This is a genomic window from Methylobacterium sp. SyP6R (genome assembly GCF_019216885.1).
Classification (GTDB): domain Bacteria; phylum Pseudomonadota; class Alphaproteobacteria; order Rhizobiales; family Beijerinckiaceae; genus Methylobacterium.
Map to the genome: position 1 here is coordinate 512,142 of NZ_JAAQRC020000002.1, position 16,026 is coordinate 528,167.

19 protein-coding genes are annotated in these 16,026 nt (G+C 70.7%); 6 read left to right on the plus strand and 13 right to left on the minus strand.

Going from position 1 to position 16,026, the window contains the following annotated elements:
- Nucleotides 1–13 precede the first annotated feature (13 nt).
- A complete protein-coding gene (locus HBB12_RS31660; RefSeq protein WP_236993054.1) occupies nt 14–415 on the plus strand; it encodes a hypothetical protein in 402 nt (133 codons plus the stop codon).
- 371 nt (nt 416–786) lie between these two features.
- Nucleotides 787–1,227, plus strand: coding sequence for a Spy/CpxP family protein refolding chaperone (locus HBB12_RS31665; RefSeq protein ID WP_236993055.1), 441 nt, complete (start codon nt 787–789; stop codon nt 1,225–1,227).
- A gap of 121 nt (nt 1,228–1,348) precedes the next feature.
- Here HBB12_RS31665 and HBB12_RS31670 read toward each other — a convergent pair whose 3' ends face one another.
- The 3 genes from HBB12_RS31670 to HBB12_RS31680 all read right to left on the minus strand — a co-directional run bounded on the left by HBB12_RS31670 (nt 1,349) and on the right by HBB12_RS31680 (nt 2,863).
- Nucleotides 1,349–1,777, minus strand: coding sequence for a phospholipase A2 family protein (locus tag HBB12_RS31670; RefSeq protein WP_236993056.1), 429 nt, complete (start codon nt 1,775–1,777; stop codon nt 1,349–1,351).
- A gap of 178 nt (nt 1,778–1,955) precedes the next feature.
- Nucleotides 1,956–2,351 (minus strand): hypothetical protein, encoded by a 396-nt coding sequence (locus HBB12_RS31675; RefSeq protein ID WP_236993057.1) that lies wholly within the window; start codon nt 2,349–2,351, stop codon nt 1,956–1,958.
- 161 nt (nt 2,352–2,512) lie between these two features.
- Nucleotides 2,513–2,863, minus strand: a complete 351-nt coding sequence (locus tag HBB12_RS31680; protein WP_236993058.1) for a GCG_CRPN prefix-to-repeats domain-containing protein — start codon at nt 2,861–2,863, stop codon at nt 2,513–2,515.
- Between the two features lie 350 nt (nt 2,864–3,213).
- Here HBB12_RS31680 and HBB12_RS31685 point away from each other — a divergent pair, with 350 nt between their 5' ends.
- The gene (locus HBB12_RS31685; protein WP_236993059.1) at nt 3,214–3,441 is read left to right on the plus strand and encodes a hypothetical protein; all 228 of its coding nucleotides are present in this window, start codon (nt 3,214–3,216) and stop codon (nt 3,439–3,441) included.
- Between the two features lie 138 nt (nt 3,442–3,579).
- Here HBB12_RS31685 and HBB12_RS31690 read toward each other — a convergent pair whose 3' ends face one another.
- Nucleotides 3,580–4,038, minus strand: coding sequence for a hypothetical protein (locus HBB12_RS31690; RefSeq protein ID WP_236993060.1), 459 nt, complete (start codon nt 4,036–4,038; stop codon nt 3,580–3,582).
- Nucleotides 4,039–4,620: 582 nt separating this feature from the next.
- On the opposite strand from HBB12_RS31690, the gene HBB12_RS31695 reads away from it, so the two are divergent.
- Nucleotides 4,621–6,042, plus strand: a complete 1,422-nt coding sequence (locus tag HBB12_RS31695; RefSeq protein WP_442919400.1) for a TAXI family TRAP transporter solute-binding subunit — start codon at nt 4,621–4,623, stop codon at nt 6,040–6,042.
- 46 nt (nt 6,043–6,088) lie between these two features.
- Here HBB12_RS31695 and HBB12_RS31700 read toward each other — a convergent pair whose 3' ends face one another.
- From HBB12_RS31700 to HBB12_RS31710, 3 genes are all read right to left on the minus strand, one after another.
- Nucleotides 6,089–6,733: a hypothetical protein gene (locus HBB12_RS31700; RefSeq protein WP_236993062.1), complete on the minus strand. Its 645-nt coding sequence runs from the start codon at nt 6,731–6,733 to the stop codon at nt 6,089–6,091.
- Between the two features lie 140 nt (nt 6,734–6,873).
- The gene (locus tag HBB12_RS31705; RefSeq protein ID WP_236993063.1) at nt 6,874–7,377 is read right to left on the minus strand and encodes a DUF892 family protein; all 504 of its coding nucleotides are present in this window, start codon (nt 7,375–7,377) and stop codon (nt 6,874–6,876) included.
- A 63-nt stretch (nt 7,378–7,440) separates the two neighbouring features.
- A complete protein-coding gene (locus HBB12_RS31710; RefSeq protein ID WP_236993064.1) occupies nt 7,441–8,508 on the minus strand; it encodes an ABC transporter ATP-binding protein in 1,068 nt (355 codons plus the stop codon).
- Nucleotides 8,509–8,732: 224 nt separating this feature from the next.
- Here HBB12_RS31710 and HBB12_RS31715 point away from each other — a divergent pair, with 224 nt between their 5' ends.
- Complete coding sequence (locus HBB12_RS31715) at nt 8,733–9,548, plus strand: universal stress protein (RefSeq protein ID WP_236993065.1); 816 nt, start codon at nt 8,733–8,735, stop codon at nt 9,546–9,548.
- Between the two features lie 109 nt (nt 9,549–9,657).
- Nucleotides 9,658–10,149: an Hsp20/alpha crystallin family protein gene (locus HBB12_RS31720; protein WP_236993066.1), complete on the plus strand. Its 492-nt coding sequence runs from the start codon at nt 9,658–9,660 to the stop codon at nt 10,147–10,149.
- 22 nt (nt 10,150–10,171) lie between these two features.
- On the opposite strand, the gene HBB12_RS31725 is transcribed toward HBB12_RS31720, so the two are convergent.
- The 6 genes from HBB12_RS31725 to HBB12_RS31750 all read right to left on the minus strand — a co-directional run bounded on the left by HBB12_RS31725 (nt 10,172) and on the right by HBB12_RS31750 (nt 15,912).
- The gene (locus HBB12_RS31725; protein WP_236993067.1) at nt 10,172–11,152 is read right to left on the minus strand and encodes a zinc-dependent alcohol dehydrogenase family protein; all 981 of its coding nucleotides are present in this window, start codon (nt 11,150–11,152) and stop codon (nt 10,172–10,174) included.
- Between the two features lie 29 nt (nt 11,153–11,181).
- The gene (locus HBB12_RS31730; protein ID WP_236993068.1) at nt 11,182–11,529 is read right to left on the minus strand and encodes a phasin family protein; all 348 of its coding nucleotides are present in this window, start codon (nt 11,527–11,529) and stop codon (nt 11,182–11,184) included.
- Nucleotides 11,530–11,608: 79 nt separating this feature from the next.
- On the minus strand, nt 11,609–12,361 hold the full coding sequence (locus HBB12_RS31735; RefSeq protein WP_236993069.1) for a CBS domain-containing protein: 753 nt from the start codon (nt 12,359–12,361) through the stop codon (nt 11,609–11,611).
- 136 nt (nt 12,362–12,497) lie between these two features.
- Entirely contained in the window at nt 12,498–14,612 is a 2,115-nt protein-coding gene (locus tag HBB12_RS31740) for an alkyl/aryl-sulfatase (RefSeq protein ID WP_236993070.1), read from the minus strand.
- A gap of 378 nt (nt 14,613–14,990) precedes the next feature.
- Nucleotides 14,991–15,263, minus strand: coding sequence for a hypothetical protein (locus tag HBB12_RS31745; RefSeq protein ID WP_236993071.1), 273 nt, complete (start codon nt 15,261–15,263; stop codon nt 14,991–14,993).
- 61 nt (nt 15,264–15,324) lie between these two features.
- The gene (locus HBB12_RS31750) at nt 15,325–15,912 is read right to left on the minus strand and encodes an HdeD family acid-resistance protein (protein ID WP_236993072.1); all 588 of its coding nucleotides are present in this window, start codon (nt 15,910–15,912) and stop codon (nt 15,325–15,327) included.
- Between the last annotated feature and the right edge of the window lie 114 nt (nt 15,913–16,026).

Genomic DNA, 16,026 nt, shown 5'->3' on the forward strand with positions numbered 1-16,026 from the left:
GAGGGAGAGCACGATGCTGTCATGGACGTGGCGCAGGATCGGGCGCAGGACGCGCCTGACTGCCGGACTCGGATTGGCGCTGGCGAGCGGCCTTGCCTGCGCGGCTGCGTCGGCTCAGCCGCTGGTGGTGCGCGTCAACCCGCAACTCGCTCAAGGCGGCGTGCTGATGTCCGGCGGCACGCCCGGCACGATCGACACCCTGTTCGATTCGGGGCCCCGCTACTCCGAGCCGAGCGGCGTGCGCGTCGGGCGCGGGAGCGTGATTCCCGACTGGCTCGAACTCGGGTCGTTCCAGAACGTCTCGATCCCCGGCCTGAACCCGGTCGGATATTACGGCTACTACATCTCGCCGGACGATCACGCCGTGGTGGTCGATCTCGGTTCCCGCAGGGTCATGCGCGTCATCAACCATTGAACGAGCCCGGCCGTCGCGCCGGACGAGCCTTTTCGCGGGCCGCGCATCGGCCGGAAAGGCGAGACATCCGGCGCGGCACCCGATCGATCGAGGCGGCCTCGTTCGCGGCCGGATCGAGGGGATTCGCGATCGTGCGATCTCCTCCTCCGCGCCGCTGCGAGACGATTCGGACAACGGACGCCCGAGCCGTCGGCGGCCGCCTTCTTCCCGCGTCCGACACCGCCCATCAGGAGGCAACGATGCACAAGAGCATGAACGGGATCGCCATCGCGATCGTCGTGACGGGATCCTTGACGGGATCTTGGACGGGATCTTGGACGGGATCTCGGACGGGATCCTGGGCCGGATCGTCCGCGGCCCGGGCCGCGGACGTGTCGACGACCGGCGCGATCGGCGAGAACGGAACCCTGAGCCAAACCAACTTCAAGGTCCTGACCGATGCCCGGATCGGCGTCGTGAAGGCCGTGCTCCAGCTGACGCCGGAGCAGCAGCGCTACTGGCCGGCCGTCGAGGAGGCGATCCGCGCCCGTGCGGAGGGGCGGTATCACCGGCTGTCCACCGTGGTCGGGCACCTGCAGCAGCGGGGTGACGTCGATCCGGTCGCCCTGATGCGGGCGCGCGCCGACTCGCTCGGCCAGCGCTCGGCCGAGCTCAAGCGGCTCGCCGATGCATGGCAGCCCCTCTACCAGGCCCTCGGCCCGGACCAGAAGGAGCGGATGCGGCTGGTCGCGGCCCGGATCATCGGCGGGGTGCGCGAGGTGGTCGAGACTCGCCGGCGGGAGATGATCGAGGACGAGGACGACGAGGGCTGAGCCTCGGCCGCGCCGAACCGGGCGACCTGTTGCGATGACGATCCGCGGGGAATCCCGCACGCGGGACACCTTGCGGATCGCTGCGATCGTCATCGGTCGGGATGCCCTCCCGCGGGACTGTTCAGTATGCGAGCCGTGCCCGGCGGTAGGGAGCCGGAGCCTCCCGCCACGGCGCCGCGACGACCGTGCGGGGCACGGGAGGCGCGGGATCGAACGGCATCACCGACGCGCCGAAGGCGATGAAGCCGGCGGCGGCGCGCACGTCGTCGGGCTGGTGCGGGTCGCGCGAGATGAGATCCGCCTTCCGGAACAGGCGCATGTTGCAGAAGCGGGACGGAAGGCCGCCCGCCGGCGTGCAGGCGTCGTGCTGCGCGCAGGCCGCGTCGAGCGCGTCGACCGGCGGGAGCGGGAACCGGTTTCCCAGGCCGCAATAGTTGCCATGCACGAGGAGAGACGGATCTCCCCCGTGCCCGTTCGATTGCGCCTGCGCGCAGGACAAACAGGACAGCCCGGCCGTGGCGAACAGCAGAATCGCGATCGGTGTGTGCATGAATGTCGCTCCGGCACTGGAGCATCGTCCGATGCCGTGGATGCCGGTTCGTCGGACGATGCCGCAAACTCGGGAAACCCTCCCCGTCGTTCCGGGGCCGCGAAAGCGGAACCCGGGATGACGGGGAGACGTGTCGGCCTCTGCGCCGGATCATCGGCGCGACCCGTCAAGCGGGCTCTCAATACGGTTGGCACCGGCTCGTATAGGCGTCCCAGTACCGGTAGGGGCCGCATCCGGCGCGGGTCGCGCCGTAATAGCCTGCCGCGGCCGCGGCCCCGGCGGCGCCGACCGCGAGCCCGTAGGGCCGGTAGCCGTACCGGCCGTAGCCGTAGCCGTAGCGACCGTATCCACCCCGGTAGCCGTAGCCCCCGCGATAGCCGTAGCCGCCCCGGTAACCGGCCACGCGTCCGCCCCGGTAGCCGGCCGCACCCCGATACCCGCCGCCCCGATACCCGCCGCCATGAAAGCCGCCGCCATGAAAGCCGCCGCCATGGAAGCCGCCACCGCGCGCCTCGGCGGCGGTCGCGAGGAGCAGTGCGGCCAGGGAGGATGCCGCGATCATGAAGCGTCTCATCGGTTCGTCTCCTTCCTCGTGTCCGGATGGTGGTCGCCCGTCCGGCGGCGCGGGCCGTGGGCCGTCGGCGCCGGCTCCGTCGGACGGTAGCGTCGGGACCTTGCGCATGCTTGATCGGACGGGCCGCGATCGGGGCCGCAGGGCGATGTCCCGCCGGGCGGTTACCGCCGGCCTCGCCCGCCGACGCCGCGCCCGCCGTAATGGCCGACCCGGTACCCGTAGCCGCCGCGGCCGCCATACGCACGGCCGCCATAGGCGCGACCGGCATAAGCGCGCCCCCCGTAGACGCGCCCGCCATAGACCCGCCGGCCGTAGGCGCCGCGATAGGCGTAGCCGCCCCTGTAGTAGCCCGGCGCGCCGTAGTATCCGCCGGCGTTCGGCCGACAATAGCCGTAGACGTTGCGGTGGAATCCCGGGCCGCATCCCTGGGCGGCCTGCGCCGGCGCGGCACCGAATCCGAGCCATGCCCCGAAGAGGAGCGCGGCTATGGCAGTCGGAATGGATGTTTTCATGACCGTGCCTCCCTGTCTCGGTCGTCGGTCGAGTTCACTGCGATCTCGCCGAGCCGCCCTTGATCGAGATCAAGCTTCGCATCGCCGATCGCCGCGATGGATCGTGCGCTGTCGCGACCCCGCAACGCGATCGGCAGGGCGCGTGACGGTCGCACCCGATCGAATGGCATTGTCAATATCACTGACGGACGCCGCAGATCGATTGCAATATAGGATGCCAAGAGTTAGCGTCATACAGCACAGAAAGTCGAAAACCGCTGGCGATGTGACGGTCTTGCGCCGTCGATCGCCACGATTTCATTGATGGACTCCGCGGCCGCCACCCGGCCCGGCGCAGCATCGATCCGACCATGGCCGATGACGGATTCTACGAGATCAGGATCATGACGGGAGCCGCGGGAGCGATCCTGCGCGCTGCCACCGAGCGCGCGGTGGCCACCAAGGCCGAGACCCTGATCCGCCGGGCCCATTCCCGCGGCGCCGCCATCGCGGTCGCGGTGATCGGCCGCGACGGCGAGGCCGTCCGCCGCCTCGAACTCTACCTCGCGGATGTCGTCTCCGACGTCGAACGCGCCTGATCGCGGCCCTGCCTGGATCCGACCCCGCCGCTTCGGCCCGCGCCGATACGCGGGACCGGATTCTGGTTGCCGCTCCAGGTGGTCGATCGTGGCGCATTTTTCTGCGACGAACCGGTATCCACTTCGTCGAAAAATGCTCTAATACCAGTATGCCCGACGATAATAGACGCGAGGATATCCCCATCGGTAGCCTGTGCGCCAATAGGACCGTCTGTAACCGTAGCGATAGACGGGATACGCATAATATCCAGGCCCGCCGTATCCTCTCCAATAGACGCGACGATAGGGGCGATAATATCCTGGATAGGAGTAGTAGGCCGGATAATAGGCCGGGTATCCATACCAGTACGGGTTGAGCGGAGCGGTGGCCGCCGCCGCGAGGCCCACGGCGCCGCCCACGATGGCCCCCGCCGCCAAGGCGCCGCCCCAGGCAGGCCCCCATCCGTACCAATAGACGGATTCCGTGATCGACCGGCCGGCGATCTGCTCGCCGGACACGACCGGGAACGGTCCGGCACCGGCCGGCGCGCCGGAGCCCAGCGCGATCGCAGATCCGAGCGCCCCAGCGGCCACCATTCGTCGCATGTCGAGGATCATGAGTAGCCTCCCGGTTTCCGGCTTCGGTCTTTTTTCAGGCGCGCAATTCGCCATCGAAATATCGGTCTTGAAATATCTTTAGGTATTTATAAAATACTGTCCAATCGGACAAAATTTGACAATTCGACTGATCGTCATTCGATGTATTCGATGTCATGCACGCTTCGATCTTGAGAAATCGATCGGATTGGAGCACGCCTCGCAGGCAGAGGCTTGATCGAACAGGACAATCTCGCGCGCAGTCTTCCTGCGGCACGGATGATCCGGTCGAATCGCTCGCGATGGTGCGAAGGCCCGGCAGGACTTGTCCATCCGGTCTTGGCCATCCGGTCTTTCCCATGCGGTCTTGGCCGATCGACCTTGCCGTCCTGCCGGCCCAGTCGCCGGGCCAACCCCGAAGACTGCCGCCTGCCGCATCGTCCAAGCGCGCTCGGATCAAGCGCGCCCGGAACATGTCCCCTCGGATCAAGTCGGCGAGGCGCGTCCGGGCCAGTCTGGGCCATCTGCGCCGCTCCGTCTGGCGCCGGGGTCGCGGCCGAGAAAGCCGCGCGATGCGGCCGGTGAGCCGGAGGCGAGCTGATGATGGACGAGGCAAGTCTCATCCCCGCCGATCCCGATCGGGTGGGGGCCGATCACCCCGATCCCGATCGCCCCGATCCCGTCGTGCCGCCGCGGCGGGGATGGGGCCGCACGATCGCGGTGATCGGGGTGCTGCTCGTGGCGGCGGCCGGGTTCGGGCTCGCCCATGTCTGGTCGCCCCACGCCGATCTGCGCATCACCACGGGCCCGCCCGGCAGCGCGGCCTATCGCTTCATCACGGCCTTCGCGTCGGTCTCGAAGGTCCAGCACCCCCGCGTCGCCCTGCAACTGGTGCAGGTGGACGGCCTCGCAGGCAGCGCCAAGGCGCTGGAGGAGCGGCAAACCGATCTCGCGATCCTGCGCAGCGACGCGGCCCCGCCCGCCAATGCCCAGACCATCGTGATCCTGCGCCGGGACGTGGTCGCCTTCGTCCTGCCGCCCCACAGCCCCGTCGGCGCGGTCGCGAACCTGGCCGGCCGGACGGTCGGCATCCCCTCCGGCCCGCTGCAGGCCGACAATGCCCGGATCCTCGACACCGTGCTGAGCTTCTTCAACGTCCCCGCGAAGGAGGTCGGACGGGTGTTCATGCCGCTCGACGACCTCGCCCAGGCCGTGAGCCACAAGAAGCTGGCCGCCATCCTGGCGGTCGGCCCGATCGCCCCGGGCGAGGCCGTCGACGCGGTCGCCGCGGTCGCGCGCGCGACCAGGGGGACGCCGGGCCTCCTCGCCCTCGACGAGGCGGAGGCCATCGGCAAGCGCTTCCCGGGCTTCGAGTCGATCGACGTGCCCGCCGGGGCGCTCCGGGCGAGACCGGCCACGCCGAGCGACACCACCACCACCCTCGCGGTCACCTACCGCTTCGCCGCGTCGGAACTGATGCCCAACGTGGTCGCGGCCGCGATCGCACGCTCGATCCTGACCACGAAGGCCAAGCTCGTGGCGGTCACGCCGCTCGCCGCCCAGATCGAGGCGCCCGATCCCGACGACAAGAGCCCGATCCTGCCGCTCCACCCGGGCGTCGCCGCCTATCTCAGCAACGGGGACGAGAGCTTCTTCGATCAAGCGCAGCAATATTTCTACGTCGGCGGCCTGGTCGTCAGCCTCGCCGGCTCGCTGTTTGCCGCATTGTCGAGCTACTGGACGAGGCGGCGGTCGGCCCAGGATTGGCGGCCGATCCAGCGGCTGGTCGCGATCGCCGACGAGGCGCCGCGGGCCGCAGGCCCCGAACTGGCGGTGCTGGAGAGCGAGTTCCGGGCTCTCGTCTCGTCCGTCCTGGGCCGCTCGCCCGGCGCCGCGGATACCGACCGGCTGTCGGCCTTCTCGACGGCGCTCGCGCATGCCCGGCACGCCCTGGACAGCCGGCGCGCCGTCCTCGGCCCCGAGGCCCCCTCCCGGCCGGCCGCGACCCCGGCCCGGTCCGGGTGACCCGATTCCGGGTGACATGGCGAGGATGTCCGGTCGACGCGGCCTGTCACGTCCGCGCCGGGGGAGCGTCGGGGCCCGTCGCCGCCGCATCCGCCCGCCGCCCGGCTGGTTCCAGGAGGAGCGCGCGCAGCCTCGCCCCGCCGGTCGCGCGGTCGATCTCCCGGTAGGTGAAGTAGGGGATCAGGGCCACGAACATCACCCAGGCGAAGGAGGCGAAGCCGCGCGGGCCGCCCGCCATCTCGGGCAGGACGGCGCGCGGCGCCTTCCCGTGCCAGGCCCCGACCAGCAGCTCCTCGAGCACGTAGGCGGCCATCAGGACTGCCGTGAACAGGAGCGAGCGGTACAGGATCGCGTAGACGAGCGGCCCTTCCCCGAGGCGCCGGCCCACGGTCAGCGAGCCGAGCTTCGCCGCCTCGGCGATCAGCATGAACTTGGCCAGGACGAGGGCGTTGATCAGCCCGAGCGCGTAGAAATGATAGCTTGGGAAATGCGGGACGTCCTGGTCGGCCCTCGCGTAGATGTTGACGCTGAACAGGATCAGGGTGCCGAAGATGACCAGGAGATAGGTGGCAAAGCCCAGGTAGCGCCCGGCCTCGCGGGCGGCCCGTTGCGCCAGGGTCGGCCTCGGCGGGCCGGCACCGGCACGGTCCTGCGGATCGAGGGCGGCCTGTCGGGGGGATGTGGCGGGCATGGCGTGAATCTCCGGAGGTCCCGTCTCCTCGCGCGGCTTCCGGGCCTCGGCCTGCGCCGGCCCGCATGGACGAGCCCGATCCCCGCCCATGATCGAAGGCCCCGCGCCGAGAGCACGGCGCGGGGCCTCGCCGGTCGGGCTCAGGCCGCGAGCTTGACCGCGTGCTTGCTCTCGATGGTGCGGCGGATCAGGCGGCCGGTCCGCTCGATGAAGGCCATCTTGTCGGCCAGGCAGCTTTCCAGCAGGACGCCGACGCCGAAATGCCCGCTCACGTCGGCCATGGCGATCAGGGCCCGGTACTCGGCGATGCGCAGGTGCATCAGGTGGTTGGCCTTGACGAGGATGAACAGCGCCTTGGCCGCCGGTGCCTGGATCTCGGAGAGCTCGCGCCGGAAGTCCTCCATGAAGACCTCCTGCAGCCTTCCATTGGCGGTGATCGGCTTCTCGCCGATCAGCTCGAAGCAGCGGTCGAGCGACTTGATGATCTTGTCCTGGATGAAGGCGCGCGACTGCAGCGCTTCCTGGATGGCCGGATCCTGTGCGACCTGGCTCAGCTCGTCGTAGACCTTCGTCGCCCGCTCGGCATGGTGCCGCGCGTCGCTCAGCATCCGCACGAAGAGTTCCCTTGGTGTCTTGACCGGCATTGTAACCTCCGAAGACGACCTCCACAGACGGCCCGGCTTTCGATCCGGGCGCCACCCTGGAGGCTAGGTCGCTTCGCGGCGGTTCGCTTGATCGGAGGTGACACGTCCGAGTGGTCCCGTGGCGAGCGGCCCTTCGGCGGGGCCCGCCGTCGCCCGGGCGATCAGGTCGTATTTCGTGCGCGTCACGCTCACGTCCCGGAACCAGCCGACGAGGTCGCCCCACGGGTCGTTCATGTGGGCGAGGCCCGACACGAAGGCCACCACCGTGCCGAGCTCCGCCCCGCCCGTCGCGACGGCGTAGCCGCCGACCGCCAGGATGCCGGCGACGCCGAGGTGGTAGGACAGGTTCATCAGGAAGTTCATCGAAAACTTGTAGCCGAAGATGCCCATGTTCAGGCGGAACACGCCGTCGAGGCGGTCCAGCTCCGCCGGCGTCGGTCCCGGCAGCGCCGCCGGCCGTTCGACCAGCCCGCCGCTGATCCGGCGCAGCAGCCCGACCCGGGTGGCGACGCGGCGGTTGATCGCCCGCTGCATCAGCGGCACGAAGACGAGCTGGGGCGAGAACACCGCGAGCGTCACCAGGGCCATCGGCGGATGGAGGAGCGCCAGGTAGGTCAGCGTGGAGACGAGCACGCCCGCCTGCAGCAGCGGCTCCGACAGGCACACGCCGACGAAGCTGCCGACCGGCTCGGCCTCGTCGAGCACCATCGCGATCTCGATGCCCCGATCCGGGCCGGAGGCGGCATGGACATCCGCCATGATCGCGGCGCGCAGGCGCCGGACGGCGCGCTCGCCGACGAAGCCGCGGCCGAGATTGAGCGCGAGCTTGAGCCCGCCGAGGCCGGCCGCGGCCAGCACGTAGAGCAGGGCGAGGCCGAGGAGCGGGCGCGGATCGGCGCCGCGCACGGCGAGGCCCACCGCGCGGCGCTGGAGCTCGATCGGGGCGAGGCCCGCCAGGAACACCGCGACGGCGAGCAGCGCCAGCCCGGCCTGCGCGAGCGCGCTCTCCCGCCAGATGAAGGCGAGGAGACTGGGCGCCGTGCGGCGCGGGGCGGGGGAGGCGGTGTCGGACGGCTCCGGCCGCCGGGTCCGGGAGAGGTCGGCCAAGTCCGTATGCAGGCTCGTCGGCATGCGTCGTCCCCGATGCCGTCGCCCCCGGGAGCGAGGACGAACCCTCGGCGAGAGCCGCCCCCGGCGAGTGCTCGTCTACCCGTCGGCGGCCCGCCGCCGCCTTGAGGCGGATCAAGATCGGCCAAGATCGGCCAAGATCGGCAACCCCGGCTTGCGCTGCATCAAGGTGGCGACGCCCGATCGGGCCGATCCTGGGCGCGCCTCATCCAGCGGGAGCAGCAGCCGTGATCAAGGATCTGACGATCGTCGTCGACGGGGTGGGCCGGCGCGCCGCGCCGTACGGAATCAGGCTCGCGGCGCAGTTCGAGGCCTGCATCTCCGCCGTGAGCGTCCTGCCGCTCGTGCCGTTCCAGACCTTCGCGCAGGCCGAAATCCGCTACGACCTGGTCGTGGCCGCCGAGCAGGATGCCCGCGAGCAGGCCGATGCGGCGGTCGCGGCCGTGGCCGCCGCGGCCCAGGCCGCGGGCCTGTCCTGCGAGACGAGCGCGATCTGCACCTCGGCCCCGCTCGCGCCGCGGCGCCTCGCCGAGTTCGTCCACCTGAGCGACCTCGCGGTGATCGAGCAGGCCGACGACACCGCGCCCAAGCCCGCGGACGCCTATCTGGACGACCTCCTGTTCCAGGGCGCGCGCCCGGTGCTGGTGGTGCCCTACATCCACGAGGCGCCGCCCCGGCTCGCCTGCGCGGTGGTGGCCTGGGACGGCAGCGCGCCCGCGGCGCGCGCCCTGAGCGACGCGATCCCGATCCTGCGCCGCACCGCCCGGGTCGAACTCGTCGGCGTGACCGACGAGCCGGTGCCGGAGGCGACGCGCTGGCGGGCGATCCGCCATCTCGCCCGGCACGGGATCGAGGCCACGGTCCACACGATCCCCGGCGGGGTGCCGGTGGCCGAGGCCCTGCTCTCGCACTGCGCCGATCGCGGGGCCGATCTCCTGGTGATGGGCGCCTACGGCCATTCGCGCCTGCGCGAGGCGATCCTCGGCGGGACCAGCCGGACGATTCTCGCCTCGATGACGGTCCCGGTGCTGATGTCGCGCTGACGGGCCGTCCCGGTCGCCTTTGATGCACCTCAACGCGGGCGCGTCGCGATGGTGGCCTCCTCCGATTCTGCCGGCCGTGCCCCGGCCGGCCTCGAACAGGGAGACCGCCATGAATCTCAAATCCCTCCTCGCCTTCAACCGGGGCGACGACGCGGCGGAGCGGGCGCTGCCGGCCACGTTCCCGTTCCAGCGCGAGATCGACCGGATGCTGGGCGACGTCTGGTCCGGCAAGGTCCTGTCGGGCATGCCCGCCTTCCTCCAGGCCGGGCCGTTCCCGCGGATGGATGTGGTCGAGCGCGCCGACCACGTCGAGGTGACGGCCGAGCTGCCGGGCCTCGAGCGCGCCGACGTCCATATCGAGCTCGCCGACGACCTGCTCCTCATCCGCGGCGAGAAGCGCCAGGAGACGGAGGAGACGAACGGCGCCCGCAAGGTGACCGAGCGCAGCTACGGCGCCTTCTCGCGCACGATCGAGCTGCCGCCCGGAACCAGGCCGGAGGAGATCGACGCCCGGATGGACAAGGGTGTCCTGACCCTGAAGCTGCCGAAGCCCAAGACCGCCGCCGTCACCCCGAAGGCGATCGAGATCAAGGCGGCGTGAGGCCGGACATCCGCGGCGGCGCTCACGGCACGAGCACCGCCGCTCCCTCGATCCCGGCCCGGTGCGCCGCGATGGCCGCCTCGGCTTGCATCAGGCGGAACACCCGGGTCCGGGTCGTGATCCCGGCCCGCGGTGCCAGGGCGAAGAAGTCCTTCGCATCCGCCCGCGTCAGGTTCGCCACCGAGAGGATCCGGCGCTCGCCCCAGAGCAGCGCGTAGGGGAAGGACGGGATGTCGCTCATGTGGATCCCGCCGCAGACCACGCTGCCGCCCTTGCGCACGGCCTTGAGCGCCGTCGGCACGAGGGCGCCGTCGGGCGCGAAGATCAGCGCGGCGTCGAGCGGGACCGGCGGCGGGGCATCCGAATCCCCGGCCCAGGCCGCGCCGAGGTCGCGGGCGAAGTCTTGCGCCTTGCGGTCGCCCGGCCGGGTGAAGGCGTGGACGACGCGGCCCTGGTGGCGGCAGATCTGGGCGACGATGTGCGCCGCCGCGCCGAAGCCGTAGAGGCCGATCGCCGCCGCCTCGCCCGCCATCCGCAGGGTGCGCCAGCCGATCAGCCCGGCGCAGAGGAGCGGCGCCGTCGCGACCGGGTCGATGCCGTCGCCCAACGGGATGGTGTAGGCGGCCTCGGCCAGGACGTGGGAGGCGAACCCCCCGTCGCGGGTATAGCCGGTGAAGCCGGCTGCCTCGCACAGGTTCTCGCGGCCCGCCGCGCAATAGGCGCAATGTCCGCAGGTATGGCCGAGCCAGGGCAGGCCGACCCGGGCGCCGATCGCGGGCCCGGCCGTGCCGGCGCCCGCGGCCTCGACCCGGCCGACGATCTCGTGGCCGGGCACGATCGGCAGGCGGAGGTCCGGCAGGTCCCCGTCGATGACGTGGAGATCGGTGCGGCAGACCGCGCAGGCCTCGACCCGGATGCGGACCTCGCCCGGACCCGGCACCGGATCGGGCCGGGTCTCGCGGACCAGCGGGCCGCCGATCCGGTGCAGGACCATCGCGTCCATTGTTTCGGCCTCTCCGGCACTCGCGCGGCTCAGGCCGTGACGGACCGGGCCGCCTTGCCGGATTCGGGCACGGCGGTGTCGACCACGTCGCGGGAGAGCGTGTCCGCCTCGCGCTGGTAGTCGGTGAGCGTCTTCATCACGAAGTCCGCCTGGAGCTTGAGCGTCTCGGCGGGCGAGCCGCAGCGGCCGAGCGCCGCGACGTGCTCGGCCTGCGCCTGGAGGCGCCGGCTGCCGAAGCTCAGGATCTCGGCGGTGAGCCGCAGCGGCAGGTCGACGCCGAGGCTGCGCCAGAGCTTGGATTCGGTGGTCAGCAGAGCGGACATGTCGCCGAAGCCGGCGAGCCGGGGCGTCTCGCTGCCCATAGTTCTGGATGCCATGGTGATCTCCTGGTCGCGTCGCGTCCGGGGTGGACGTCCTGCCGCGCGGGGTGGACGCTGGGAACGCCGCACGGGTTTGTCAGGCGGCGCGCACGCCGCCATCCGGTCCGTCGCCCGGCGGCGGATCGGCGCCGTTCGTCCGGGCATCGATGGAGGCCAGCCCGTCGCGGACCATCTGCACCCCGGACACCGACTCGGCCGCCGCCCGGATCGCGGCGCGCTGGCGCTCGCCGACCAGCGTCCCGTGCAGGGTGACCGTGCCGTCCACCACCGCGACGGAGATCCGGCCTGCGGGGAAAAGGCCCGTCTCGGCGATGGCCGCTTCGACGGTGGCGCGGATCTCGGCATCGCTCCGGGCGGATGGGCTCGGCGTCGTCGCGCGGGATCGCCCGAGGGCCGCATGCAGGGCCCGCAGGAGATCGGCCCGGGCGACGATCCCGGCGAGCCGTCCCTGCGCGACGACCGGCAGGCGCCGGATGCGGTGGCGCGCCATCAGCGCGGCGGCCTCGGCGAGCGTCGCCTCGGGCGAGACGGTGACGAGGGCGCGGGTCATCACGTCGGAGACGCCCCGCCCGTGCTCCCGGGCATAGGTCTCGGCCAGGCGGCCCGGATCGACGATGTACTGGATCCAGCCGGGCTGCGGCGGGGCGGTGTCGAGTTCGCGGCGCCTCAGGAAGTCGCCCTCGCTGACGAGGCCGACGAGGGCGCCGGCGCGATCGAGGACGGGCAGGCCGCTGACCCGCCGCTCCAGCATCAGGGCGATGGCCGCCTCGATCGCAGCATCGTCCTGCACGGTCGCGACCTCGCGGGTCATCACGTCACGCACGATCATCACGGCCTCCGCTCACGGCCTCCGGGGCGTTGCGCCGATCGGCTCCCGAGCGGCGTCGCCCCGTACTCTGGACGGGCCGGGCTGACGGGCCTTGATCTGGATCAGGGTCCACCGGCCCCGGCGCCCGGCCGTCCGGCTACTCGGCGATCACGGCACGGGGCTCGGCCCGGTAGGCGTCGGCCTGCCTCTGCCCGTGGGGGGCGCCCGGCTTGGTGCCCGGCATGATCTCGAAGCGCGGATCGAACGCGACCATCGTGGCGGCGAGCTGCGCCAGGATCCCGGCATCGCCCTCGACCCGCGCGGTCCCGTCGGCGATCTGCGCCTCCAGGGTCCTTTCGCCGGTCATCGTCCGCTCGAGCTCGGCCCGGTCGATGGTGAGCGTCAGGTCCGGATTCTCGGCCTGGAAGCCCGCGATGTTGGTGAGCGTCGCGTTCTCCATCTCGATCACGAACCGTTCGCCGTTGTCCGGCGTGACGAGGTTGATCGTGAAGCGCAGTCCCTCCGCCTTGCGGCTGTCCATGCGGATGCCGAGGAAGTTCAGGAACAGCTCGGTCGTCATCGCCCGCACCACGTCGGGGCTGCTCGAATTCGCGGTCGCGCCCTCGGGGATGCCGGAGCGCAGCTCGTAGGCGCCGGAGAGGAAGCTGTTGCGCAGGCCGGGATTCTCCTGCTGATAGCCGATCTGCTCGAAGATGTCGGCGAGCAGTTCCTTGGCGGCTCGGTTGTGCGGCTCGGCCTGGATCAGCGTGTTCACGATCTCCTGGGCCAGGCGATACTTCCCCTCCTCGTGCAGGCGCCGGCCGCGGGCGAGGATCGCGCCCGCCCCGCCCATCATCTCGACGTAGAGCGGTGCGCTCTCGGAGGCCGGCAGCGGGATCAGCGTCGCCGGGTTGCAGTCCCAGAAGCCGAGATAGCGCTGGATCACCCCGCGGCTGTTGTGCTCCGGCGAGCCGTGATAGCCGCGGCAATGCCAGGTCTGCTGCAGGCTTTTCGGCAAGGCGTAGACAGTGTGGATCTCGTTGATCGTCACGCCCTGGTTTGCCAAGTGGAGCACCTGGTTGTTCATGTGGGCGTAGAGGTCGCGCTGCGCCCGCAGGACCTCCTGGATCCGCGCGTTGCCCCAGCGCGGCCAATGGTGGGAGGCAAACATCACCTCGGCTTCGCGGCCGAAGCGGTAGAGCGCCTCGTTGATGTATTTCGACCAGTTGAGCGGATCGCGCACCGGCGCGCCCCGCAGGGTGTAGATGTTGTGCAGGGAGGCGATGACGTTCTCCGCCATCCAGAGCGCCTTCATGTCCGGCAGGTAGGTGTTCATCTCGCGGGGCGCTTCGGTGTCCGGCGTGTTCTGGAAGACCATCCGGACACCGTCGACCTCGAATTCCTCGATCGGCTTCTCGACGTGGCGCGTCGGGGCGATCAGCCCGCTCGCCCCGGCCGAGACGCGCTGGCCGAGCCCCTGCCCGACATAGCCGTGCGGGCCGGACGGCAGGAGCAGCCCGTACTGGTAGAACAGGCGCCGGTTCATGGCGTTGCCGGCATAGACGTTCTCCGCCACGGTGTGGGCGAGGAAGCCCGCGGGCGCGATCACCGGCACCTTGCCGGAGCGCACGTCCTCCTCGTCGACCACGCCGCGCACGCCGCCCCAATGGTCGCCGTGGGTGTGGGAATAGATCACCGCCGAGACCGGCCGCCCCTCGCCGACATGCTCCTGGAACAGCGCGAGGGCGGCCCGCGCCGTTTCCCGGCTGACGAGCGGATCGAACACGATCCACCCGGTCCGGCCGCGCACGAAGGTGAGGTCGGAAAGATCGAAGCCGCGCACCTGGTAGATGCCCGGAATCACCTCGTAGAGCCCGTAATTGTTGTTGAGCCGCGAGATCCTGAGCAGGGACGGATGGATGGTGTCGAACGCGTCCTCTTCGTCGAGGAACCGGAACGGCCGCATGTCCCAGGCCAGATGACCGGCATCGGCCGGGATCGTCATCGCGGTCATCGGGGCGATCAGCCCCCTGCGCTGCTCCGCGAAGTCCCGCTCGTCCGAGAAGGGGAGGGTGGACCGCGCCCGCCGCAGCACCTCCCGGGTGAAGGCGGAGGGCGGCTTGCCCTGCGGGTGGAAATGGTCGGCGAAGGCCGGGACGGTCCGCTCGTCCCCCGCCCGAGGGGCGCCCTCGCCCCAGACGGCGCTGCCGGCGAGGGAGAAGGCGGCCCCCGCGCCCGGCAGCGCCTTGATGAACGCGCGTCTCGTCGACATCGGCTCGCTCCGTTCCGGGCGGGTCGAGCCGGAAGGCCCGGCTCGGTCGGCGCAAAGGCAATCGCGCCAAGTCTTTGGTGCCAAGTCTTTAGTGACGAATCGCAAGTGCCAAGTCGTCGGCACCCACGGTCCTCGCCGGGGCGGATCATCCGAGGGGCCCACCTCTCCCACCCGCGACCTCATCTGAGGTGTTGGTCGATCGAAGATCGGCTGACCTCGAAGGAGGGCTCCAGGGATCGCCGAGACTTCTGGATCCCTCCTTCGAGGCTCCTTTCAGTCGCACCTCAGGATGAGGTTGCGGGTGGGACGGAGGATCACCGCGGCCTTCTTGCACCTCATGTACCGTAGTCGGCGCCGGATACTCGTCCGTGCAAACCATCAACGCCAGGTGCAGACCCGGCGCCCGCCCCGCCACCAGCAGACGCGGCGCCGCCGCCGTGGGGCCACGATGACGGCCTGGGCCTTCTGCACGAGCGGGTCGTCGTTCGGCCCGCCGACCTGCCCCAGGCTCGCCATCCCAACGCTCGGCATCGCGGCTTCGGCGGTTCGCGCCGCGACGGCGAGCCCGGCCGCCGCCACGGCGGCGGACGAGAAGCCCGCCAGGACGGCACGACGCGACAGCGTTTCCCGGGTTCCCTTCATCGATCCCATGGCCTTCACTCCCTGGTTGGACTGCATGTCGAACCCGCATGGCGGCGCCACCGGGGCCGTCTCACCGCGAGAGGGCCGGCGCGGCCTGTGCCTCGCCGAACAGGCCGACCCCGAGCCAGGACAGGCCGGTGCCCAGGAGGTCGCAGGAGACGAACAGCCCGATCGCCCACAGGCCGGAATACGGCCACTGCCCGATGATGGCGGCGCCCAGCAGCACCGAGAGCACGGAGAACAGGATCACGGCGGCGCGGGACGTCCGCATCTCGTGGGCGGCGGCCCAGATCGCCCGCGCCACGCCCGAGGCGATCAGGGTTGCCCCGAGAACGAGCGTGAGGGCGAGCGAGGCCTCGAGGGGCCGGAAGACCGCGTAGAGCCCGCCGATGAGATACATCAGGCCGGCCAGGAAGCGCCCGATGCGGGAGCTGAGCGCTTCCGCCTCGTCGGACCGCGCGAGGGCTTCGACGATCTCGACGATGCCGGCGACGAGCAACAGGATGCCGAACCACAGCGTGCTGGCGATCGTCAGCGTCGTGACCATGAACAGGCCCGCGGCACCGAGGAGCAGCAAGGCGCAGCCGATCGCGATGAACCATCCACGGTCGCGCCCCGCGCCGAGCGGCGACCGATCGAAGATTGCCGAACCGCTCATCTGTCGCCTCCATCTTCAGTTGTGAGCGAGAGTCGATAGTGTCGAAATGGTCGGGATTGTGTGGGCGATATTGACGGTATGGCGTTGATGTGGATCAATATGAAGTATTCCGCC